20 protein-coding genes are annotated in these 22,291 nt (G+C 69.1%); 6 read left to right on the forward strand and 14 right to left on the reverse strand.

The features are described 5' to 3' along the window. Positions 1-2 precede the first annotated feature (2 nt). The 4 genes from ACZ6YV_RS38085 (at position 3) to ACZ6YV_RS38100 (ending at position 4,375) form a co-directional block, all read left to right on the forward strand. Positions 3-1,535, forward strand: a complete 1,533-nt coding sequence (locus ACZ6YV_RS38085; RefSeq protein WP_465514239.1) for a sugar ABC transporter ATP-binding protein — start codon at positions 3-5, stop codon at positions 1,533-1,535. Continuing rightward, complete coding sequence (locus tag ACZ6YV_RS38090; protein ID WP_465514240.1) at positions 1,532-2,575, forward strand: ABC transporter permease; 1,044 nt, start codon at positions 1,532-1,534, stop codon at positions 2,573-2,575. The genes ACZ6YV_RS38085 and ACZ6YV_RS38090 overlap by 4 nt, the downstream gene beginning before the upstream one ends. Beyond that, on the forward strand, positions 2,572-3,219 hold the full coding sequence (locus ACZ6YV_RS38095) for a FadR/GntR family transcriptional regulator (RefSeq protein ID WP_465514241.1): 648 nt from the start codon (positions 2,572-2,574) through the stop codon (positions 3,217-3,219). The genes ACZ6YV_RS38090 and ACZ6YV_RS38095 overlap by 4 nt, the downstream gene beginning before the upstream one ends. 88 nt (positions 3,220-3,307) lie before the next feature. Next, a complete protein-coding gene (locus ACZ6YV_RS38100; protein ID WP_465514242.1) occupies positions 3,308-4,375 on the forward strand; it encodes a glycoside hydrolase family 88 protein in 1,068 nt (355 codons plus the stop codon). A gap of 81 nt (positions 4,376-4,456) precedes the next feature. On the opposite strand, the gene ACZ6YV_RS38105 is transcribed toward ACZ6YV_RS38100, so the two are convergent. The 6 genes from ACZ6YV_RS38105 to ACZ6YV_RS38130 all read right to left on the reverse strand — a co-directional run bounded on the left by ACZ6YV_RS38105 (position 4,457) and on the right by ACZ6YV_RS38130 (position 10,061). Beyond that, the gene (locus ACZ6YV_RS38105) at positions 4,457-5,773 is read right to left on the reverse strand and encodes a DNA polymerase IV (RefSeq protein ID WP_465514243.1); all 1,317 of its coding nucleotides are present in this window, start codon (positions 5,771-5,773) and stop codon (positions 4,457-4,459) included. Beyond that, entirely contained in the window at positions 5,760-6,083 is a 324-nt protein-coding gene (locus ACZ6YV_RS38110) for a transcriptional regulator (protein ID WP_465514244.1), read from the reverse strand. Before ACZ6YV_RS38110 ends, ACZ6YV_RS38105 begins: the two co-directional genes overlap by 14 nt. Further along, complete coding sequence (locus tag ACZ6YV_RS38115; protein ID WP_465514245.1) at positions 6,080-6,709, reverse strand: hypothetical protein; 630 nt, start codon at positions 6,707-6,709, stop codon at positions 6,080-6,082. Before ACZ6YV_RS38115 ends, ACZ6YV_RS38110 begins: the two co-directional genes overlap by 4 nt. A gap of 20 nt (positions 6,710-6,729) precedes the next feature. Continuing rightward, positions 6,730-7,461 carry an ABC transporter permease gene (locus ACZ6YV_RS38120; RefSeq protein WP_465514246.1) on the reverse strand — a complete coding sequence of 244 codons (732 nt, stop codon included), beginning with the start codon at positions 7,459-7,461 and terminating at the stop codon, positions 6,730-6,732. Then, positions 7,458-8,360, reverse strand: a complete 903-nt coding sequence (locus ACZ6YV_RS38125; protein ID WP_465514247.1) for an ABC transporter ATP-binding protein — start codon at positions 8,358-8,360, stop codon at positions 7,458-7,460. Before ACZ6YV_RS38125 ends, ACZ6YV_RS38120 begins: the two co-directional genes overlap by 4 nt. A 144-nt stretch (positions 8,361-8,504) precedes the next feature. Further along, positions 8,505-10,061: an alpha/beta hydrolase gene (locus ACZ6YV_RS38130; protein WP_465514248.1), complete on the reverse strand. Its 1,557-nt coding sequence runs from the start codon at positions 10,059-10,061 to the stop codon at positions 8,505-8,507. 291 nt (positions 10,062-10,352) lie between these two features. On the opposite strand from ACZ6YV_RS38130, the gene ACZ6YV_RS38135 reads away from it, so the two are divergent. After that, positions 10,353-11,525, forward strand: a complete 1,173-nt coding sequence (locus ACZ6YV_RS38135; RefSeq protein ID WP_465514249.1) for a macrolide family glycosyltransferase — start codon at positions 10,353-10,355, stop codon at positions 11,523-11,525. A gap of 66 nt (positions 11,526-11,591) precedes the next feature. Here ACZ6YV_RS38135 and ACZ6YV_RS38140 read toward each other — a convergent pair whose 3' ends face one another. The 5 genes from ACZ6YV_RS38140 to ACZ6YV_RS38160 form a co-directional block, all read right to left on the reverse strand. Beyond that, positions 11,592-13,319: an aminotransferase class V-fold PLP-dependent enzyme gene (locus ACZ6YV_RS38140; protein ID WP_465514250.1), complete on the reverse strand. Its 1,728-nt coding sequence runs from the start codon at positions 13,317-13,319 to the stop codon at positions 11,592-11,594. Then, entirely contained in the window at positions 13,316-14,083 is a 768-nt protein-coding gene (locus ACZ6YV_RS38145; RefSeq protein WP_465514251.1) for an amino acid ABC transporter ATP-binding protein, read from the reverse strand. Before ACZ6YV_RS38145 ends, ACZ6YV_RS38140 begins: the two co-directional genes overlap by 4 nt. Then, the gene (locus ACZ6YV_RS38150; RefSeq protein WP_465514252.1) at positions 14,076-14,990 is read right to left on the reverse strand and encodes an amino acid ABC transporter permease; all 915 of its coding nucleotides are present in this window, start codon (positions 14,988-14,990) and stop codon (positions 14,076-14,078) included. The genes ACZ6YV_RS38145 and ACZ6YV_RS38150 overlap by 8 nt, the downstream gene beginning before the upstream one ends. Next, the gene (locus ACZ6YV_RS38155; protein ID WP_465514253.1) at positions 14,977-15,945 is read right to left on the reverse strand and encodes an ABC transporter substrate-binding protein; all 969 of its coding nucleotides are present in this window, start codon (positions 15,943-15,945) and stop codon (positions 14,977-14,979) included. Before ACZ6YV_RS38155 ends, ACZ6YV_RS38150 begins: the two co-directional genes overlap by 14 nt. A 169-nt stretch (positions 15,946-16,114) precedes the next feature. Continuing rightward, positions 16,115-17,332 carry a glycosyl hydrolase family 8 gene (locus ACZ6YV_RS38160; RefSeq protein ID WP_465514254.1) on the reverse strand — a complete coding sequence of 406 codons (1,218 nt, stop codon included), beginning with the start codon at positions 17,330-17,332 and terminating at the stop codon, positions 16,115-16,117. 141 nt (positions 17,333-17,473) lie between these two features. On the opposite strand from ACZ6YV_RS38160, the gene ACZ6YV_RS38165 reads away from it, so the two are divergent. Further along, entirely contained in the window at positions 17,474-17,875 is a 402-nt protein-coding gene (locus ACZ6YV_RS38165; RefSeq protein WP_465514255.1) for a PPOX class F420-dependent oxidoreductase, read from the forward strand. A 4-nt stretch (positions 17,876-17,879) separates the two neighbouring features. Here ACZ6YV_RS38165 and ACZ6YV_RS38170 read toward each other — a convergent pair whose 3' ends face one another. The 3 genes from ACZ6YV_RS38170 to ACZ6YV_RS38180 all read right to left on the reverse strand — a co-directional run bounded on the left by ACZ6YV_RS38170 (position 17,880) and on the right by ACZ6YV_RS38180 (position 22,135). Next, complete coding sequence (locus ACZ6YV_RS38170; protein WP_465514256.1) at positions 17,880-19,073, reverse strand: GTPase; 1,194 nt, start codon at positions 19,071-19,073, stop codon at positions 17,880-17,882. Then, complete coding sequence (locus tag ACZ6YV_RS38175) at positions 19,070-20,836, reverse strand: dynamin family protein (protein ID WP_465514257.1); 1,767 nt, start codon at positions 20,834-20,836, stop codon at positions 19,070-19,072. The genes ACZ6YV_RS38170 and ACZ6YV_RS38175 overlap by 4 nt, the downstream gene beginning before the upstream one ends. Positions 20,837-20,962: 126 nt before the next feature. Continuing rightward, positions 20,963-22,135, reverse strand: coding sequence for an IniB N-terminal domain-containing protein (locus tag ACZ6YV_RS38180; protein WP_465514258.1), 1,173 nt, complete (start codon positions 22,133-22,135; stop codon positions 20,963-20,965). Positions 22,136-22,291: the final 156 nt, after the last annotated feature.

The raw sequence follows: 22,291 nt of genomic DNA on the forward strand, positions 1-22,291 counted from the left end.
CCATGGCCACATCCGAACCCGCGGCGGTGCTGACCGCCGAAGGGATCAGCAAACGGTTCTCCGGGGTGACGGCGCTCGACGGCGTCACCCTGGACCTCCGGCCCGGCGAGGTCCTCGCGCTGATGGGCGAGAACGGCGCCGGCAAGTCCACCCTGCTGCGGGTGCTGTCCGGCGACCACGGTCCCGATGACGGCCGGCTGCTTCTCGGCGGCGATCCCGTGACGTTCGACAGCCCGCGGGCCGCGATGGCCGCCGGGGTCCGGGTGATCTACCAGGAGCCGGAGATCATCCCGCACGTTTCGGTGGCGGAGAACGTCTTCGTCGGCGAACTGCCCGCGCGGGGTCGGCTGGTCAACCGGCGGACCCTGCACCGGATGACGGTGGAGGCGTTGCGGGAGTACGGGTTCGAGGGCGTGCTGCAGCCCTCGACGCTCGGGAGCAAGCTGTCCGCCGCGCAACGGCAGCTGGTCGAGATCCTGCGGGTGCTCACCGCCGCGACGCCGCCGAAGGTGATCGCGTTCGACGAGCCGACGTCGTCGCTGTCCGAACACGAGGTCGACGCGTTGTTCGCGCTGATCCGGCGGCTGCGCGACAGCGGGGTGGCGGTCGTCTACGTCTCCCATCGGATGAAGGAGATCTTCCAGCTCGCGGACCGCGTGGCGGTGCTGCGCGACGGCAGGCTGATCGGCGTGGAGGACGCGGCGGCCACCGACGAAAGCCGGCTGGTGCGCATGATGATCGGCCGCGATCTGTCCACTTTGGAGCGCCGGACCGCGCAGGAGACCGGCCGGGTCGTGCTGCGGCTCGACCGGGTCACCACCGACGACGTCACGGACATCTCCCTGCGGGTCCACGCGGGGGAGGTCGTCTGCCTCGCCGGGCTGGTCGGCGCCGGGCGTTCGGAACTCGCGCACGCGATCGTCGGCGACCTGCCGGTGCGCTCCGGAACCGTCGAACTGGACGGGAAACCGTTGCGTGCCCGCACTCCCGGCGACGCGGTCAAGGCGGGGATCGGGTTCGCCCCGGAGGAACGCAAGACCGACGCACTACTGATGCAGCGGTCCGTGCGGGACAACGTCTCCATCGCGGTGCTGGACCGCCTGCGCCGGTTCCGGGTGGTGCGGCGGGCCAAGGAACGCGAACTCGTCGACGAGTACGTGCGCGAACTGCGGGTGCGGACACCGTCGATGGAGCAGGAGGTCCGCAAGCTCTCCGGCGGCAACCAGCAGAAGACCGTGCTGGCCCGCTGGCTCGCGCGGCGGCCGAAACTGCTGATCCTCGACGAGCCGACGCGCGGTGTCGACGTCGGCGCGAAGGCCGAGATCTACCGGATCATCGACGGCCTCGCCGCCGAAGGCATCGCGCTGCTGGTGATCTCGTCCGATCTGCCCGAGGTGCTGAGCCTCGCCGACCGGATCATCGTCCTGCGCGCGGGCCGGGTCGCCGGGGAGCTCGACCGCGACAGCGCCAGTGAGGAAGCAGTGCTGACCCTCGCCATCCCCGCCACCGAAGAAGACCAGGAGATCGCCTCGTGAGCACCCCCACGCGCACCGGATCCGAAGAACAGGCCGCCGCGGCCGGCGTGGAGACCGAGCGGGTCTCCCCCGCCCGGCGGGTGCTGACCGCGATCGGCGTGCAGAACTCGAGCCTGCTGCTCACCCTGATCGCGCTGGTCATCCTGATGAGCTCGCTGAACGAGAACTTCCTCCGCACCAACAACCTGCTGCTGATCGGCAGCGCGATCACCATCATGGGCCTGCTGTCGCTGGTGCAGACCCTGGTGATCATCCTCGGCGCGCTGGACATCTCGGTCGGCTCGATGGCCGGGCTCGCGTCGGTGGTTTCGGCGATGGTGTTCACCTCGACCGGGAGTTCCGCGGTCGGGACGCTGGCCGCGATCGGCGTCGGCGTGGTGTGCGGCCTGGTCAACGGCATGATCATCATCTTCGGCCGGGTCAACCCGGTGGTCGCGACGCTGGCGATGCTGGCGACGTACAAGGGCATCGCGCAGGTGATCTCGGACGGCAAGGCGCAGGGCTACACCGGCGCCGACGACCTGTTCATCTTCCTGGCCAAGGGATCCATCGCCGGGCTGCCGACGCTGGTGTGGGTGTTCCTGCTCGTCGCGGCGGCGCTGCACTTCCTGTTGCGCTACACCGACATCGGCCGCAACATCTACGCGATCGGCGGCAACGACACCGCCGCGCGGCTGGCCGGGATCAACATCAACCGCTACATCATCGGTGTGTACGCCCTGGTCGGGGTGGTCGCGGCGATCGCGGGGCTGCTGATCACCGCGCGCACCGGGTCCGGGCAGCCGACGTCCGGCTCCGAAGGGCTCGAACTGCTGGCCGTCACCGGCGCCGCGCTCGGCGGCACGATGCTCAAGGGCGGCAAGGGATCCATCATCAGCACCGTGCTGGCGGTGATCATCCTGGGCGTGCTCAACAACGGGATGTCCGGGCTCGGCGTCAACCCCTTCTGGCAGAACATGGCCACCGGGACACTGCTCGTCGTCGCCGTCGTGCTCCAGCAGGTCCGCGGCGGGGAACGCCGGGTCGGCCTGCCCGTATGACCCGACATGCCCGGATCGTCGACGAACTGGGCAGGCTGATCGTCGCCGGTGTCTTCGGGGCCGGGCAGCCGATCGTGCCGGAGGACCTCGGGCGCCGGTTCTCCGCGTCGCGCACGATGGTGCGGGAAGCGTTGCGGGTACTGGAATCCAAGGGCATGGTGACGGCGCGGCCGCGGGTCGGTACCTGGACGCGGCCGCCGGAACACTGGGACGCGATCGATCCGGACGTCATCGCCTGGCGGGTCGCCGGGCCCGATCGCTCCCGGCATCTGGCGGAACTGTTCGAACTGCGGCTGGCGATCGAACCGCAGGCGGCGAGAATGGCCGCGTGGCACCGTCGCCCGGACGAGCTCGCGGTCCTCGTCGCGGCGTACGGGCTGATGGCCGACGCTCCCGATCTTCGGGCGTTCCGGGAGGCCGACCGGGCTTTCCACGCGGCCCTGCTTCGCGCGTCCGGCAATCCTTTGATCGCGCAATTGCACGTCCCGGTCGTCGCGGCGCTCGAAGAGGTTCCCGGCGACGACGTGCTCGCGGCCCATGCGCTCGTGGTGGCGACGGTGCTCGGAAAGGACGCGGACGGCGCGGAGTCCGCGTCGCACCGGTTGCTGGAAACCGTTGTGCCGTACCGCTCACCGGCATCTTGACACCCTGAGTGGTACACACCATTCTCGATTCCGGGTTTCCGGGCACGGAAGCTCACCGCCGCCGCGAAGTGCTTGAGGAGGACGCTTCATGCGTTTCCCCGGAATTCGCCGGGTCACCTTGCTCGCTGCGGCGGCACTCGGCGCGAGTCTGGTGGCCGTGCCTTCGGCCGTCGCCGCCGAACAGTGCTCCGTGGCGAAGTCGATGATCGCGGCGGGCGACCACTGGGTCGCCCACGGGACGGACCTCGCGGCGAACTCTTGGCAGAACGGCACCTTCCACGTCGGGAACCTCGCGCTCGTGCGGACGACGGGCGTCTCGAACCACAAGACACTTCCGTGGGCGCAGGACAACAAGTACCTGCTGCAAAGCGATCCGGCGCGGCCGTTCTTCCCCGATTTCCAGGCCGTCGGCGAGGCGTACCTGGACCTGTACTCGTTCCATCCCGACGCGCCGGTGATCGCCGACGTCCGCAAGCGGGTCGCCGACGTGGTCGCCAGTGTCGAGCAGGGGCATACGGCGTACTGGAGCTATGTCGACGCGCTGAACATGGCGATGCCTTCGCTGGCGCGGATCGGGGTCGTGGACGACAGCGAGCCGACCCTGTCCGCGATGCAGAAACTGTTCCGCTCGGCGGAAAAGAAGCTGTTCGATGACGGCCTGGGGCTCTGGCGCCGCGACGCGGGCAGCGACGCCTACTGGTCGCGCGGCAACGGCTGGGCGCTCGCCGCCTTGGCGAAGGTGTTGCAGGTCCTGCCTTCCGGCGACCCGCGACGGCCGGAGTACACGCGGGTGTTCAAGAAGATGGCGAACACGCTGTGGTTCCTGCAGCGGCGGGACGGTTTCTGGAACACGGATCTGCTACGGCCGTGGAACCACGGCGGGCCGGAAAGCAGCGGGACGGCGCTGGTCACGTTCGGGCTCGCGTGGGGCGTCAACGCCGGGATCCTCGACGCGGGCAAGTACCGGCCCACCGTCGACAGGGCCTGGGAGGCGTTGTCCACCAAGGCTTTGCGGGCGGACGGCTTCCTCGGTTACGTGCAGCCTGTCGCTTCCGGCCCCGGGCCCGCCCGTGCCGGTGACACGGGCGCCTACGGCGTCGGGGCGTTCCTGATCGCGGGACAGCAAGTCGCCCGCCTCACCCCCGGCTGCTCCTGACGCGTTTCGTCCTCTGGATGCGGTCCTTGCGTGTGCAACTACCGCATTCAGAGGACGAAACGCGGGACGTCAAATGCGGGGTCAAGCGAGGCAGTCGGAGGGGTCGCCTCGGCGCAGGGCCGGGTCCTCCTGCGGGAAGGTGCGCGCCACACCCGGCCCGCTGGACCGCGTCTCGAACCGGACGGTCACCCGTCCGTGCCCGGCGCCCTGCACCCAGCCGCTTCCGTACTCGTCGTGCACCACGTCGTTCCCTGGCCGCCAAGTCGAGGAGACGACGACCTCCGGCGCGGGCGCCCGCTCGACCACGGGCACGTCGGACGCCGGGACGGAAAGCGTGAACAGCGGATCCTGATGCGGCACCGAAAGCCCGGAGAACGCGACCCCGGCCAGCCGCACCCCGCCGAACTCGGTCGGGTCGATCAGCAGCCGTTCCGCCATCGAGGCGAGCTGGTCGAATTCGTCGGTGGCCGAAACCATCGTCTCCGAACGTGTCACCGTGCTGAAGTCGGTGTGCCGCAGTTTCACCACCACCGTCCGCGCGACCCGGTCGGCGTTGACGAGCCGTTTGTGCGCGTGGACGGCGAGGTCGCGGACCTCGCGCCGCAGGCTCGGCAGGTCGATCAGGTCTCGGTCGAAGGTCGTCTCCGCGCTGACCTGCTTGAGCTCCGCGCGGTCGGACACCGGCCTGTCGTCGACGCCGGTCGCGAGGCGCCGCAGGTCCCGGCCGACCACACTGCCCAAAGTGGACACCGCGTCGGCGTCGGAGAGCGCGGTCAGCTGGCCCAGTGTCCGGACGCCGATCGCGCGCAGTTTCCCCTCCGCCACCGGGCCGATCCCCCACAGCACCCTGGTCGGCAGCGGCGCGAGGAAGTCGCGTTCGGTGCCCTGGTCGACGACGAGCAGCCCGTCCGGTTTCGCCAGATCCGACGCGACCTTCGCGACCTGCTTCCCCGACGCCGCCCCGATCGACGCCACCAGGCCGATCTCAGACCGGATGTGCTCACGCAGACGGGTACCGAACTCCCGCACCTGGTCCGACGAGGCCCCGGCCAGCGACGGCGGTTCCGCGAAGGCCTCGTCGAGCGAGATCCGTTCCAGCACGGGTGCGTACCCGGCGACGAGGTCGAAAACCTGAGTGCTCAGCAGTTCGTACAGTTTGAACCGTGGCGGCAGGATGACCCCGTTGGGCGGCAGCAACCGTCGCGCCTGCGACATCGGCATCGCCGATTTGATCCCGTGTTCGCGCGCCTGGTAGCTCGCCCCCGCGACCACGCCGCGCGGGCCCGCGCCGCCCACCAGGACGGGCCGGTGGGCCAGCGTCGGCCGGGTCAGCTGTTCACAGGAGGCGTAGAACGCGTCCATGTCGAGGTGGATGACCCACCGGTCATGCCCGCCCATCGCCCGGCACCTCGAGAAGACGGTGCAGGGCCTTCGTGTACTCCTCGAACGCGGCCCGGCCCCGCGTGGTCAGCTCGACCAGCGTCACCGGCGTGCGATGCTCGAAGGCCTTGATGATCTCGACGTAGCCGGCGTCCTCGAGTTTGCGCAGGTGGGTCGACAAGTTGCCCGGCGTCATGTCCAGCAGCTGCTGCAGCCGCGGGAAAGTGATGCGGTCCCCCGGCCCCAGGCTCGACAGCGCCACGGTGACCCGCAGCCTTGCCTGCGCGTGGATCACCGGATCGAGCTGGGGCAGCCCGTCTTCGCTCATCGCGACCGCACCAGGAACACCAGTGACGCCACCAGGAAACCGCCGCCGCCCGCGAGGCTCAACACGAGGAAGTTGTGCGGTCCCCCGGCCAGCACGCTCGCCGCGCCGCACGCGATGATCCACACGCCGAGGCCGTACTGCAGCTTGCTCTGCCACAGCATTCCGCCGGCGAGGTACATCAGGCCGGTCAGCATGAGCGAGGTCCCGGACCACAGCAACGGGATCAGGCCGACGTCGAGGCCGAGGCGGATCAGCGCGGTGTTCACCACCGTCAGCCCACCGAACGCGATCATCCAGCTCCAGCCGTACATCGCCCCGACGAGCCGGGACGGCCCGCGCACGCCGCGGCCGGCGCGGATGCCGTAGATCGCCGAATACGCCATGGCCCCGGCGAAACCGGCGATGGTGATCGCCGCGGCGACCCACATCGGCATCAGGGCGGTGGGCGGGGCGGAAACGTAGATGAGCCCGAAACCGAACAGCCACACCAGTCCCCAGACGGCGAGCAGCACGGCCGGATTCGGCCCGATCTCGCGCCGGGTCTTCTCCGACTGACTGGCGATGAGCGCGAGTGACTCCTCGGGCGTCATCGGCCTGGCGTCGTCGTCGTGCTCATCCTCCACCACCTCGGAAAACTAACACGCGCTCACAGTCTGGCCGTGTCGAGCCGGAACCGCGCCATCACCACGAGCGCGGGCACCACGAGCCACGCCGCGAGCACTCCGGCGGCGGTCAGCGTTCCCGAACCGCCGAGCACCGGCGCGCGGCCGATCTCGCCGAGCCAGTACGTCGGCATGAGGTGCCCGGCGGTGTTCATCCAGCCGGGCAGGATCTGCAGCGGGATCCACAGTCCGCCGAACATGCCCAGCGGCAGCATCAGCGCGCCGGTCACGGCCTGGACGGTGTCGCCCTTGCCGAACAGGCCGATCATCAGTCCCAGCACCGCGAAGGGCAGCGCCCCGAGCCACAGCGCGCCGAAGATCGTCAGCCACTGGCCGGTTTCGAGCCGGATGCCGCGGATCATCCCGGCCGCGAAGATCACCAGCAGCACGGGCAGCGCGACGAACAAGCCCGCCGACACCTTGACCATGAGATAGCCCGGGGCCCGCATCGGCGTCAGCCGCAAGGTGCGCTGCCAGCCGTCGGTGCGTTCGGTGGCGACGCGGGTGCCGGTGAACAGCGCGGCGGTCATGGCGCCGTACGCGGCCATGTTCACCATGGTCACCGTCGCGGTCGAGATCCCCGGAGCGATCTCTTGGGCGCCGAAGATGCCGCCGAACAACAGGAACATCGCGAGGGGCATGCCGATGGTGAACAGCGCGAACTGCGGGCTGCGGACGATGCGCTTGATCTCCAGCGCAAGGTAACTCAGGCTCATCTCAAGGCCCCTTCTTCCGTGTCGGCGGTCAGCGCGATGAAGGCTTCTTCCAGCCCGACGGCGGTGATTTCGATGTTCGCGGCAAGCGGGAACTCGCGCAGCAGACCGCGGATGGCGGCGTCGGAATCGGCGCAGCTCAGCTCCGCGTGCCCGGCACGCAAGACAGCTCGCGACACCCCGGGCAACGCGGCGAGCGCGGCTTCGGTCGCCTCCGGAACGACGGCGCGCAGCACCCGGCCCGCGACCGCGGCCCGGACCTCGCCGACCGGCCCGTCCGCGACGACCCCGCCGTGCCGCATGAGCACGACGCGATCCGCGTAGTCCTCCGCCTCGGCGAGGTAGTGCGTCGCGAAGAGGACCGTCCGGCCCGTCTCGGTGTACTCACGCATCGACGCCCAGAACCGGCGCCGCCCGTTGACGTCCATGGCCGCCGTCGGCTCGTCGAGTACCAGCAGATCCGGATCGCCGACCAGCGCGAGCGCGAACCGCACCCGCTGCTGCTCACCACCGGAGAGCTTCCCGCACCGGCGGTTCGCGTACTCGGTGACGCCGGCGCGCTTGAGCACCTCGCGGGTCGGCAACGGGTCCCGGTGCAGCGAGGCGAACAGGCCGACGAGTTCGGCGACCGTGGCGTCCCTGAGCAGCGTCCCGTTCTGCGCCATCGCGCCGACCATCCCCCGGTCCATCGCCTCGGCCGCGCTGAGCCCGGCGACCCGCACCTGACCCGCGTCCGGCCTGGTCAGGCCCAGCAGCATGTCGATCGTGGTGGACTTGCCCGCACCGTTCGGCCCGAGCAGCGCCATCACCTCCCCCGGTGCGACCCGCACGCTGACGTCGTCGACGGCCAGGACGTCGCCGAAGCGCTTCACCAGCCCTTCGAGGCTGAACGCGTCCGCCATGACTTTCCCCCTTCGAGCACTCTGAAACACAAAGCTCACTTCCACTTTGTAACACAAAGTCCCCTGCCATGGAAACCCCGGAGGTACGTGAAGGCCCCCTTCATTGCGCTAGGCGCAATGAAGGGGGCCTTCACGTACCTCTGATTAGGCGGGCACCCGGGAGAGTGCGGCGCCGGAGGTGGCCGGGGGTACCGGAGGAGGCACCGGGAGCGGCAGCGGCGCGCATTCGACGTCGGCCGTCCGCCCTGGCTTGCGTTCGGGCAGGGCCCCGGTCGCCAGGTAGTCGGCGATCCGATTGTCGACGCACGCGTTGCCGCGCGGGGTGATCGCGTGGCTCGTACCGCCCGGTTCACCGATCAGGCGAGCGCCGGGGAAGCGACTACGCACTTCGAGGCTGCCTTCGTACGGCGTCGCCGCGTCGAGCGTCTCGCCGATCATCAGCACGCTCGGTACCTTCTTGCCGTCGACCTTGACCGGCTTGCCCGGCTTCGCGGGCCAGTACAGGCAAGGCCCGTTGTACCAAGCGTTCTGCCAGGTGAAGTACGGCGCCTTCTGGTAGGTCCGCCAGTTGTCGTGCTTCCACTGCTGCCAGCTCTGCGGCCACTTCACGTCGGTGCACTGGACGGCGAGGTAGACGGCATAGCTGTTGTCGTCGCCGCGACCGCCGAAGGTCTCGAACAGCCCCTTCATCGTCTGCCAGTCACCCTTGTTGACGAACTTCGCGAGCGCGTCACCCAGCAGCGTCCAGCGCAGCTGGTAGTAGGAGGCCTGATTGAAGACGTCGAGGAACTCGTCCGGCCCGATGTAGCCACCCGCCGGGGTCGCTCGCAGCTTCTTCAGCTGCTCGTCGAAGACCTGCTTCACCGCGGCCTGTGTCTTGCCGAGGTGGTAGACGTCGTCGTGCGACGCGACCCAGCCGAGCCAGATGTTGAGGTTGACGTCGTAGGCGAGGTCCTGGTTCAGGTTGGCCTGGTACCAGACGTTGCGGGGGTCCACAGTGGAATCGAGGACCATCCGGCGGACGTGCTGCGGGAACAGCGTCCCGTAGACCTGGCCGAGGTAGGTGCCGTAGGAGTAGCCGTAGAAGTTCAGCTGCTCCGCGCCGAGCGCCTTGCGGATGCTGTCCATGTCCTGGACCGTGTCGGTCGTCTTGATGTTCTCCAGCAGCGCGCGGCTGTTCTTCTCCGCGCACGCCTCGGCGTAGGACTTCGAGCGCTGCAGCCAGGTCTTCTCCAGCTTCCGCGTCGTCGGCACGTATTCCGGCCGGTTGTAGTCCATGTAGTTCGGGATACAGGACAGCGCGGGCTTGCTGGAGCCGACGCCGCGCGGATCGAAACCGACCCAGTCGTAGGCGTCGCCCGCGTGGTTCGGAACGCGCGGCCCGCGGGTCGCGAGCAGCAGTCCGGAACCGCCGGGGCCACCGGGATTGGTGAGCATGACGCCCTGGTACTGCGCCTCGGGCGTCTTGTGCTTGACGCGGCTGAGCGCGAGCTGGATCTTCTCGCCGCGCGGCCGCGAGTAGTCCAGCGGGACCGACAGGTAGCCGCACTCGGCGCCGGCGGTGATCAACGCCGGGTCGGTGCACGCCCCCCAGGTGATGGTCTCGGCGGGTCGCGCCGCTTCCGCCGCACCGGCGGGCGCGGTCACCGCGACCGAGGCGAGCGTGGCGAGCGCCAGCGCGGTGATGAGCACACGTCTCAAGGTTTTTCCCTTTCCCTCCACAGGTGAAAGCCCCGAAACCCTATCCACGTCCATGACCTGCGAAAGCCTTCCGGCGAAGATCCCTACCAACGGCGGGTCCCGATCGCGGCAAACCGGGCAGCCGGTTAATCGGTTGGGAGGCCCCTCGGGGCGCGTTAGGATCCCGATCATGATCTATTACGTTCGTCTGCGCACCGCCTGAGACGGCGTGACCGCAGGGCCGCCCGCGACCGGGAGGCCCCCTTTTCTGCGCGCCGTCTGACGTCCCTTCACGGATCCGGACAGGACCTCATGCAGAACCAGCACATAGCCATGATCGGCTGCACCGCGCCGAGTCACATCTACCCTTCGCTGGCCGTCATCCGCGAGCTGGTCGCTCGCGGGCACCGGGTCAGTTACGTCGTGGGCGAGCCGCTCACCGGGTTGATCGAACCGACCGGGGCCGAGGTCGTCCCGCACCCCTCGATCCTCCCGCTCGGCGACCAGTCGGCGTGGCCGGAAGACCCGGCGTCACAGATGCGGGTCTTCCTCGACGAGGGCATCCAGGCGATGCCGGTGCTGACCGATTTCTACGACGAGAACCGCCCCGACCTGCTGCTGTACGACATCGGCGGGCTGCCGGCGCCTCTTCTCGCCAGGCGCTACGGCGTTCCGGCGGTGCAGCTTTCCCCGACGTATGTCGCTTGGGAAGGCTACGAAGAGGACATGGCGGAGATCCTGACCTCGCTCCGGTCCTCACCGACCGGCAAGGACTACTTCGCCACTTTCACCCAGTGGCTGAACGAGAACGGGATCGAAGCCGACGCCTGGGACTGGATCTCCCATCCGGAGCAGGTGCTCGCGCTGCTGCCGAGGGCGATGCAGCCCCACGTCGAGCGGGTGCCGTCGTCGGTCCGGTTCGTCGGCCCGGCGCTGGACCCGGACCGTCTCGCCGACCGGAGCTGGACCCCGCCTTCGAGCGGCAAGAAGGTCCTGCTGATGTCGCTCGGCACGGCGTTCACCGACCAGCTCGACCTGTTCCGCGCGTGCGTGGACGGGTTCCGCGACTCGGACTGGCACGTGGTGATCTCGATCGGCCAGACCGATCCGGCCGAACTCGGGCCGCTGCCCGAGCACATCGAGGCCCTTCCGTTCGTCCCGCAACTCGCGGTGCTGGAGGCCGCGTCGGCGTTCATCACGCACGCCGGCATGGGAGGCAGCACGGAATCGCTCTGGTACGGCGTGCCGACAGTCGCGATCCCGCTGGCCACCGACGGTTTCGGCAACGCCGCGAAACTCGCGGAACTGGGCGTCGGTGACGAACTCGCGGCCTCCGACGTGACGGCCTCGACGCTGCGGGCGGCTGTCGAACGGGTCGCCGGGTCGCCTTCCGTGGCGGCGCGGCTCGCCGAGGTTCAGGCCGAGACCCGGGGGAACGGCGGGATCGACCGGGCGGCGGACGCCGTGGAGTCCTTCCTCCAGTAGTAACCGATGTTATGAATGGGACTTTCATCGCAAATTTTGCGATGAAAGTCCCATTCATAACACGTGCTAGGTGCCCCGGATCTCGTTCAGGTAGTTGTAGATCGTGTACCGGGTGACGTCGAGTTCCCCGGCGAGGTGGTCCACCGAGTCCTTGATGAGGAAGAACCCCGCCTCGTCCAGTTCCCGGACCACGGCCGCCTTGTGCCGTTTCTTCATCAGGTCCACCGGGATCCCGGCCTTCGTCACCGCGCGCCCGATCAGGAACCGCTGCAGGCTGTCGACGTCCGGCGGGAACGTCTCGGGTTCGTGCCCGTTGGCCTTCGGCGCGCCGTCGGTCAGCCGGTTGACGCACAGGCAGCCGATCGCGACCCCGTCGGCGTCCCGCAGGAACAGTGTCGACGAGCGGATCGCGCGCCCGTCGGGGCCGTGGGTCTCGTAGTTCGTCAGGTCCTGGGTGGTCCCGCGACGGACCAGGCCCAGCAGCAGATCCGTCATCGGCCCGCCGACCGTCCGGCCGGTGAGGTCACCCGCGATGGCGACGATCGAGTCCGGCAGCCTGCTCAGATCGTGCAGCAGGACTTCGTTGCCCGGCCCCAGCATGGCCGCGAGCGCGTGCACCGCCGGGACCAGCGCCGTGAGCAAATCCCCCGAGACCGCCGACGGGACGACTGGCGCTTCGAAGACGCGAGCCGGTTTCGTCAAGCGCACCAACGCCGAGCGCACCAGTTCCGCCGTGCTCGCCGGGGTCGACGCGTGCGGGGACAGCCGGACGTGTTCCGGCCGCACGGTCGCGGCGATCCCGGCGTCCGCCAGCGCGGTCCCCACCTGTTCGGCGGCATGCCCCGGCAGGGTGAAGGCGAAGATCCCGGCCCGGCGCTCGACGGCCGAGACCACCTCTCCTCCCAGGGATTTCACGACTTCTTCGAGTTCGCCGACGCGTTCGGCGATCCGCCCGGCGATGGCCGCGACGCCCGCCTCCTCGACCAGTTCGAGGGCGGCCGCGAACGCGCCCGACGTGATCGGGCTCAGGTTCGAGATCGACCACGCGGCCGCGGTGTCGTCGGCCGGATGGATCTCGTCGTCGAACAAGCCCGGGTCACGGGCGCCGGTCCAGCCGGACAGGATCGGTTCCATCCGCTCCAGCGCACGGTCGGACAGGACGGCGAAACCGGTGCCCCAGCCCGCCCGCAGCCACTTCTGACCGCCGACGACGAGCACGTCCGCGACCTCCCACGGCGCCTCGGTCACGCTGAAGCCCTGGATCCCGTCGACGACGAGCAGCCTGTCCCCGGTCACTTCCCGGATCGCCGCCAGATCGGCGCGATACCCGGTGCGGAAATCGACCGCGCTCACGCTGACCAGCGAAGTCTCCGGCGTCAGCGCCGCTTTGACCGCGTCCGCTGTGACGTTCCCGAGCGGCAGCCGCCGCACGGTGAGCCGTCCCGCCTGTTCCGCCCGCGCCCACGGGTAGGTGTTGGCCGGGAACTCCGCCGCCGACACCAGCGCCTCACCGCCGGGAGCGTTGAACGCGGCCTGGAACAGCCCGAGACTGGTGTGCGGCAACAGCACCGTATGGTCGGTGTCGCTGCCGGAAAGCCGCGCGGCGGCGGCCTTGGCCCTGGTCTCCTGCCGCATCAGATCGTCCACAGTGGACGGACCGGCCTTGGTCGAGGCGTCGAGCAGGCTCGCCGTCGTGTCGAGCACGGCGTGCGACGGCGGGCCGAACCGGGCGAAGTCGAGGTACCCGGCCGGTTCGCCGAACTGCAGCAGGTACCGCGGGGAGATCCGCGTCATGCGAGGACCCGCGCCAGGAACTGCTTGGTCCGCTCGTGCTTCGGGGCGCTCAGGATCTCCCCCGGCGGCCCGGTCTCGACGACCGCGCCGTCGGCCATGAACACCACCTCGTCCGCGGCCTCGGCCGCGAACCCCATCTCATGCGTCACCACGACCATCGTCATCCCCTCCGCGGCCAACGTACCCATCACCGCCAGCACCTCGCCCACGAGTTCCGGGTCGAGCGCCGACGTCGGCTCGTCGAACAGCATCAGCTTCGGTTTCATCGCGAGCGACCGGGCGATCGCGACCCGCTGCTGCTGCCCGCCCGAAAGCTGCGCCGGATAGGCGTCGGCCCGGTGTGCGAGGCCGACCCTGTCCAGCAGTTCGAGCGCTTGGACACGCGCTTCCTCGGAGTTCAGCCCGAGCACCCGCACCGGGCCCTCGACGACGTTCTGCAACGCCGTCCGGTGGCCGAACAGGTTGAACCGCTGGAACACCATGCCGATGTCGCGCCGCTGCCGGGCGACCTCGCGTTCCTTCAGTTCGTACAGTTTGCCGTTGCGCAGCCGGAAGCCGATCGGCTCGCCGTCGACCCAGACCTGACCGGCGTCGATCGTCTCCAGGTGGTTGACGCAGCGCAGGAACGTGCTCTTCCCCGCCCCGGACGGGCCGAGCAGGCAGACCACCTGTCCTTTGTGGACTTCGAGGTCGATCCCGCTCAGCACCTCGGTGTGACCGTAGCTCTTGCGGACGCCGACGGCCTTCAACAGTGCCTCAGCCACGTTCACTCCTCACCAGCGGCGCCGTGCGCAAAGCCTTGGCGGCACGGGAGAACGGACTTCGCGACCTGTCCTCGGAATCGAAGGCGCGCTCCAGATAGTGCTGCCCGACCCCGGCGACGGTCACCACGACCATGTACCAGGCCGCGGCCGCCAGCAGTGTCTCCATCACCAGCAGGTTGTTGGACGAGATGTTGTTGGCGGCGTGGATCAGTTCGGTCACGCCGATCACCGAAGCCATCGACGTCCCCTTGAGCATGTTGATGAAGTCGTTGCCCGTCGGCGGGATGATCACCCGCATCGCCTGCGGCAGCACCACCCGGCGCAGCGTCGCGCCCGGCGACATGCCGATCGACTTCGCCGCCTCTGTCTGTCCGCTGTCGACGCTGTTCAGCCCGGCGCGGACGATCTCCGCCATGTACGCGCTTTCGTTGAGCGCCAAGCCGAGCAGCGCGGCGGTGAACGCGGTGATCAGCACGTTGGTCTGCTCGTGCAGCAGGTAGCCGCCGAACGGCAGCGGGATCGAGATGAACTCGAAGACCAGCGCCAAGTTGTACCAGATCAGGATCTGCAACAGCACCGGAAGTCCGCGGAACAGCCAGATGTAGCCAGCCGCGAACCAGCGCGCCACCGGATTCGCCGAACGGCGCATCAGCGCGATCACGATCCCGATGACGATCGCCGAACCCTGCGCGATCACCGCGAGCAGCACGGTGTTGAGCAGGCCGACGGCCATCACGCGGTACCACAGGAACTCCGGGACCGAGTCCCACTGGATCTGGGCGTTCCCGAGCGCGATCCCGAGCAGGATCAGCAGCACCAGGATGACGACGCCGCTGACCCAGCGGCCCCAGTGTTTCAGCCGGACGATCGGCAGCGGCTCGATTGTCGGCCGATCAGCTTCCGCCATTGAGCTTCGCCTCCTTGACCGCGCCCTGCTCGACGCCCCAAGCCTGGAGGATCTTGCCGTAGCCGCCGTCAGCGATCAGGGACTGCAACGCCTTCTGCAGCGACTCGGCGAGCGGCTTGTTCTCCTTGTTGACGCCGATCCCGTACGGCCCGCCGTTGATCGGCTCACCCGGAACGACCTCGAAGAACTTGCCCTCGCCCGCTGTGCGGGAGATGTAGACCGCACTGGGCAGGTCGTTGAGGATGGCGGCGACCCGCCCGGTGCGGAGCTGGTTCTGGTTCTGGGTGTCACTGTCGGTCGCGGTCACGGTCAGCGCGGGCTTGCCCGCCTGCGCGCATCTGCCGTTCTGCTCTTCGGCGAACTTCTGGTGGCTCGTGCCCTGCACGACCGCGACGTTCTTTCCGCACAGAGTGTCCGGGCCGGAGATCTGGTCGGGATTCCCCTTGCGGACCATGATCGTGATGCCGGAGGAGAAGTAGTCGACGAAATCGATCTGCGCCTGGCGGGTCTTGGTGTCGTTCATCGCGGCCATCGTGAGGTCGACGCGGCCGGACTGGAGACTCGTGATCAGCGAGCCGAACGCCATGTCCTGGTGGTGCACGGTGACGCCCAGCTTCTTGCCGAGGGCCTTGGCGAGGTCGACCTCGTAGCCGATCGGGGTCTTGCCGTCGGCGGCGTAGAAGTTGTTGGGCGCGGACTGCAGGTTCGAGGCCAGGTGCAGCATCCCGGCCTGCGCGTACTTCGCGGGCAGCGTGCCGGCGACGGCGGCGTCCTTCTGGACGGCCTCGATCAGCGCGGTCGTGTCCGGGATCGCGGACGGCGCCCCCGGTGCCGCGGGTTCCTGGCCGCCGGCCCCGTCGGGACCGCCTCCGCAGGCCGCGGTGAGAAGCGCGGCCAGGCCGGTGAGCACGGCCAAGCGCCAGGTTCGGGTCAGGGTGTGCGGCGTCGACGGCATGACGGGACCTCCACGGTGCCTTGGGTGGTCGCCGACGCTACAACTGACAGTTGAAGAGGTCAACTGCCAGTTGAATTCTTGTCCGGTGGATGTCATGAAAGGGTCGTTCAGGACAAAATTTGTCCTGAACGACCCTTTCATGACACTTCAGTGACCGGCTGCCGCCAGGTCAGACCGCGATGTAATTCCCCGAGAGGATGAGCAGGACCTGCACGGTGATGCCGGTGCCGTAGTAGTCGGTGGCGTTCGGCGTCCAGGTGGTGACGCGGGTCCACAGCTTGTCCAGCCAGGCCTGGCTGCCCGGGTCGTTCATCGCCGCGATGGCGAACGACGCGGTGAAGCAGGGGTGCTGACCCGACTCACCCGAGATCTTGGAGCCCGACAGCGTGTAGCCGGTGGTGATCTTGGCCGGGTCGCCGCCGGTCGTCTGCTGGATCCAGGTGTTCATCTTCCGCACCTGACCCTGCGCCGGACTGCCCGACACGGTGACGCCGTCGACGCCGAGGCGCCACGGGTCACGGCAGGCGTTGTAGCTGTACTTGTCGTCCTTGCCTTCGAGGAAGTCCGCCGGAGCGGGCTTCGGCGTGGAGTTGGTGTTGACGACGAAGTCCGGGATCAGCCCGGTCTTCGGCGCGTACTGCTGCTGGAGCTGGGTGACGGCCTGCTCCTGCCGGGTGCGGACCTGCCCCCAGAAGGAGTCGCCGGTGACCTTCTCGAACGCGCGGAGGTGACCCGGCATCCAGTCGGAGGACCGCGAGCTGTTGATGTACTTGCCCTCGTCGGCCCAGTCCGCGAGCCGCATGAACTTGGTGCTGGAGTTGACCTCGCTGCGCTTGATCGCCTTGATGATCCGCAGCGCCTCGGACTTGTAGTTCACCGAACCGGAGCTGCCCCAGACCTTGTCGGCGATGAGCAGGCCGTAGGCGATTTCGAGGTCGCCGTCGGTCGCCGAGTCGACGCCGTTGACGCTCTTGCAGCTCCCGTCCTGCTCGGCGGCGTGCAGGTCCTTGTCGATCGACGAAGGGTGCGCCTTCACGAACTTCAAGATGCCGTCGAAGATGGTGCGGGCCTGCGAGTCCTTGTCGCCCATCATGGCGGCGATGGTCATGCCGTAGCCCTGGCCCTCGGCCACGAAGGCGTGGTCGGCGTCCGGCGCCTTGACCGCGTAAGTGCCTGTCCCGCACTTGGTGGTCAGGAAGTTCTTCTTCCAGAAGTCGTAGTACTTGGCGAGCGCCGCGTCCTGCGTCGCCTGCGAAACCGACGGGCGCAGAACGCCCGGCAGGTAAGGGGTTCCTTGAGCGGTGGCCGCGATGGCGGGGGCGGTCGTGGCGACCAGCCCGGCGGTCAGCGCGGCCGCGGCCAGCACTGTCCGAACGGTCTTTCTCATGGCTCCTCCGGAAACGTCGTTGGTGGCGGCGGCGCGTTTCGAGAGTGACAGCCGGATCGGCCAAAAACAAGAGAGTTAAGAAAGTTTCCTTACTATTACCTCAAATGACGCTTTCGTGAACGGTGCCCTAGCGTTGCCGTCATGGAGATCGATCTGAGCGCGCGCGGCGAGTCATTCCGGGATTTCTGGACCGAGCGGCACCTCGCCACCCTGACCACCGTCCGCCCCGACGGGACCCCGCACGTCGTCGCGGTCGGGGTCACGGTGGACTTCGAAGCCGGGATCGCCCGCGTGATCACGTTCCGTTCGTCCAAGAAGGCCCGCATGATCAAGGAAGCGGACGAAAAGGGCATTCCGGTCGCCGCTTGCCAGATCGACGGGCCTCGGTGGTCCACTTTGGAGGGACGTGCGGTGCTGCGCGAAGACCCGGAGTCGGTACAGGACGCCGAAAACCGCTACGCCGCGCGCTACCGGCAGCCCAAGCCGAACCCGGAGCGCGTGGTCATCGAGATCACCGTGACCAGGGTTCTCGGGAACGCCTGAGCCGTCAAGCCACGAACAGGCTGAGCAGTCCTTCCACCGAACGGACGATCACCCGCGCGGCGGCGCGTTCGGCGTGCGCGGCGTCGGGTCGTTCCGCCTCGTGCCGCCAGCGAACGAGCGCGCTTTCGGCGCCCGCGTGGATCTCGGCCGGGTCTGCGTCGGGTTCGAGGCCGAGCCGCTCGGTGGGCGCGAGTCCCTGCGCGCCGAGTAACCGCGCGGCCTCCTCGGACAGCGCCGTACGGCCGCCGCGGATGCCGGCGATGAGCCGCAGTTCCCGGAAGTCGTGCGCGGCCGCGGCGAAGCGCTCCACCCGGGCGGCCAGCCGGTCACCGTGCGGGAGCGGTTCGGCGGCGAGCAGGCCTTCCAGCCGCAGCACCGCTGTGCGCGCCTTCAGCGCTTCGGCCCTGGCGACGAAACATCCCGCGAGCGTGTCCCGCAGGTCGCCGAGACCGCTGCGGTGCACCAGTTCCGCCGAAAGCTTCAGCCTGCTCTCGCAGCCGGTGCGGATCAGGGTGATCGCCAGCCGGACGCCGTAGAGCCCGAACCGCGAAACCAGGTGTTTCCTCGACTCCGGCGAGACACTCACCGGGAACGGATCGTCCACGAAGGAATCCACGGACAGAAGGTGGCGCTCCAGTTCTGGGCGGGAGACCGAAGCCAGCGCGCGCAGCACCTCGAACTCGTCGTCCCGCAGCGCGCGTCCCGCGTACCCCAGTTGCCCGGCCACCGCGATGACTCCCTGGAACCTCGCGCAATCCGGGTCTTCGCGCCAAGCCCGCCGCGCCAGCTGCTTCGCGGTGAGCAAGGCGTCGATCCGGCCGGCGCCAACCTCGTCGGCTCGGCCGAGCACCAAAACCGAGTTCACCGCGGTCTGCCGCGCGAACGCCGACCCGCCCACCTGCCGGGTACCGGCCAGCTCGTCGGGTTCGAGATGACGGACCAGCCGCACCGTCGCGTCGACGTGCTCGGCGGGCGCCGGGGTGTCGAACAGATCGATCTCACGCAGTGCCCGCGTCGGCCATTCCGACAGCGCGGAGACCAAAGTGGACTTCCCGGTCCCCGGCGTGCCGACGAACCCGACCCGCAACGGTTCTTCCAGTCGTTCCAGGCATTCCCGCAGCATCGCGATCGCGTGCGGGCGATCCCGGTAATGCGCCGCGGCCTCGTTCAGCAGCTCCTGGGCATCGAGGGCGGTCACGCGGAGAGCTCCCGGCGCGGCGTGGCGCCGCTGCCGAGCGCCCCCGCCTTCCGGTGCAGGGCGGCCAGCCGGTCGATCTCCTTCTTGACCCGCTGGGTGCGACGGTCCCGTTCCGCGGATCCGGCGATGATCAGCTCCCGTTGGCGGGTCAGCTCTTCGGCGAGTTCGTCCGACAGCGCGACGAAATGATCGCGCAGGCGCCGCTGGACCTGACGGATCTCGTCCTTGATCTCCTTGCTGAACCGGATGAATACGTCGTCGACGTGACGCTGCGCCGCGGCCTTCGCCAAGGCCTGGCGCCGCTGAAGCCGCATCCCGCCTTCGTCGCGCACGCTCTTGGTGGCGAACGCGACACCGGCGCCGAGGGACACCGGGTTGATCAGCGGCAGTCCGGCGAGACTGGTGACCAGGCCGAACATCAGCACACCGCCGTAGGAACCACGCAGTCCGGTGAAGAGCTTCTGCCCGATCTTGAACCGCTCGATCTTGGGGGTGCCGACCTCGGGGATCGACTCCACTCCGGATCCGGTCAGCGGCAGCTCCGGGGCCTGGCCGAAACGCGGCCCGAAGCTCGTGGCGACCGCGTGCGCGATCCAGGTCGACCGGTCGGACACCCAGTTGTAGTTCGTCTCGACGGCCTCGGCGAGGTTCTCTTCCAGCCAGGTCTGGAAATCCGGCCAGATCTGCACCGGGTCGCCTTCGTCGAAGGTGCGGTCGATATGCCGCACGATCACCCGCGTCCGCTCGCGCAGGTCGTATTCGGCGTCGGAGACCAGATCGGTGATCTCGTCCGACAACATGTTCTGCCAGCGGACGTTCTGCCGCCGCAGCTCCTCGGTGCGCCGTTGTGCCTGGTGCAGCAGGGTGACCTGGTCGATCCCGTTGTCCTGCGAGACGGAGTCGAGCCGCGTCTGCAACGTCTCGACCAGTTCGACGGCCGCCGCGCGGACGCTCACCGCGGCGGCGAGCGCCCGGGTGCGTTCGAGCGGGCGCGCGGCCTGTTCCCCCACCCAGTTCAGGAGTTCCGGGAACCCGGACCGTCCGTTGAGGCCGGCGTCACCGGCCTTCGCGGCGGCCTGCCGCACCGTCGCGGACACGGGGAAGACGTCGGCGACGACACCGGTCTCCGAGAGCGCGGCGCGGTTGCGGGCGGCGAGTTCCCGCCAGTCCGGGCTGACGTCGATCTTGGTCAGCGCCAGCACCAGTGCCGGGCACCAGGTGCGGATGTGGCGCGCCAGCGCGAGTTCGGCGGGCTGGAGTTCCTGCGTCGCGTCGGAGACGAGGATCACCGCGTGCGCGTCGGCGAGGACGTCGAGGGTGGCCGCCGTCCGCGGCGATCGCGGATCCCCTATCGCCGGGGTGTCCACCAGCACCAGTCCTGTGCCGAGGAGTTCGCGCGGCAGGCCGACTTCGACCCGGCGCAGTGAACCGGGCGGCCGGACTTCGAGTTCTTTTGCCAGGTCTCCGACCGGCACACTTTCCCGGCCGTGCCCGACCAGGGTGGCGGCGGGATCGGCGGCGTACCCGATCTCCGTGGGGACGGCGGGGGTGCTCGCGTCCCCGACCGCGCAGACCGGGGCGTTCAGCAGCGCGTTGAGCAGGTAACCCTTGCCCTGCTTGGGAAAACCGACCACCGCGATCCGGGTGCCCGGTGCCTGCCGGTCACGTCTGCGCCGGAGGCGTTCGGCCAGGTCGGCGCGACCGTGGGCGGCACAGGCGTCCAAGGTCTCGTTGAGCACGTCGAGCCAGGCGGGGGCTGTCACGGGGATGCAGTGTTCCCTTAACCAAGCGCGGAATCAATGTGGCATGGGCCAACATGCCGCGAGGGCCCCGCGACCTGGTGCGATCGCGGGGCCCGTGCACACAGCAAGAGATGAAAGTTATTCAGCTCAGCCGATGTGGATGTCGTTGCCCGAGCCGATGTCGCCCGCGCCGACGTTGATGTCGCCGATGTGGCCGACGTTGTGGCCGATGTTGTTGCCGACCTCGGAGACCACGTCGTGGACGTCGGAGACGCCCGCGTGGTTCGCGACGTTGGCGACCTCGTTGGCCACGTTGCCCGCGACGTTGCCGGTCACGTCGCCGTGGTTGCCGAGGTTGTTGGCGATGTCGCCGTGGTTGCCGAGGTTGTTGGCGACGTCGTGCACCTTGGTGGTGACGTCGGCGACACCGGTCTGGCCGATGACGCTGGTCAGGTCACCCACGGTCGACAGGAAGTCCGGGGCACCGCCCGCGACACCGTCGACACGCGGCAGGTCGCTGTTCAGGTCGCCGACGGCCGGGACCGAGTCGACGGCCGGGAGACCGTCGGTGTCCACGGCCGGGACGGCGTGGGACAGGTCGGTCGCGGTGTCGACGGCACCGGTGGCGACGTCACCGGCCTGGGCCACGGAACCGGCGTCGAGGCCACGCGAAAGGTCGTCGGTCAGCCCGAAGCTGCCGACGGTGTTCTGCGCGAGGGCGGTCACGCCGGCGGCGGCGTTCGACACGTCGGTCACGTCGGAGACGGCCGGGACGGCGGGCAGGCCCGGGACGTCGACCGGCAGGTCGCCCACGGCGGGCACGGCCGGGACGGCGGGAAGGCCACCCAGCTCCGGCAGGCCGCCGAGCTCCGGCAGACCACCCAGTTCCGGCAGACCCGGCACGGCCGGGACACCCGGGAGACCGGCGCCGGGGAGGCTCGGGACCGCGGGGAGGGCAGGGAGGCCGTCGACACCGGGGACGGCGACCGGGAAGCCGGCGGTCAGCGCGGTGAGCTGGTCGATCGCGCCCTGGACGCCGTCGGCGCACTCGCCGTCGGTGCCGTTGACGACGTTCGTGACGCCGCCGAAGCCCGCCAGGTTGTCGGCGGTGGCCGCGGCGGTTCCGGTGAGGTCGGTGGCGGTGTCGACCGGGACGAAGTCGAGGACCAGCGGGACGACCTCGTGCACGTCGGCGGCGTTGATGTCACCGAGGCCGGCGTCGGCCAGGATCTGCTGCGGGTCGTTGGCGAACGCCGCACGGGCGGCGGTGTCGTTCAGCAGGTTCAGCGTGAAGTCGTGCAGGGTCTGGACGGAACCCATGAAAGGACTCTCCCGGGGGTCTAGGTCGGTGGGGATGGCCCAGCGGCCGGAGGGCACGGCTGAGCGCAGGTCACCGAAGTTAGTGACCCGGTACCTCTGAGCACATCGGGGATCACTCCTGGTCGTCTCCCACTCAGCCAATAGGGGATCGGTATG

The organism is Amycolatopsis sp. NPDC102522, from assembly GCF_055584485.1.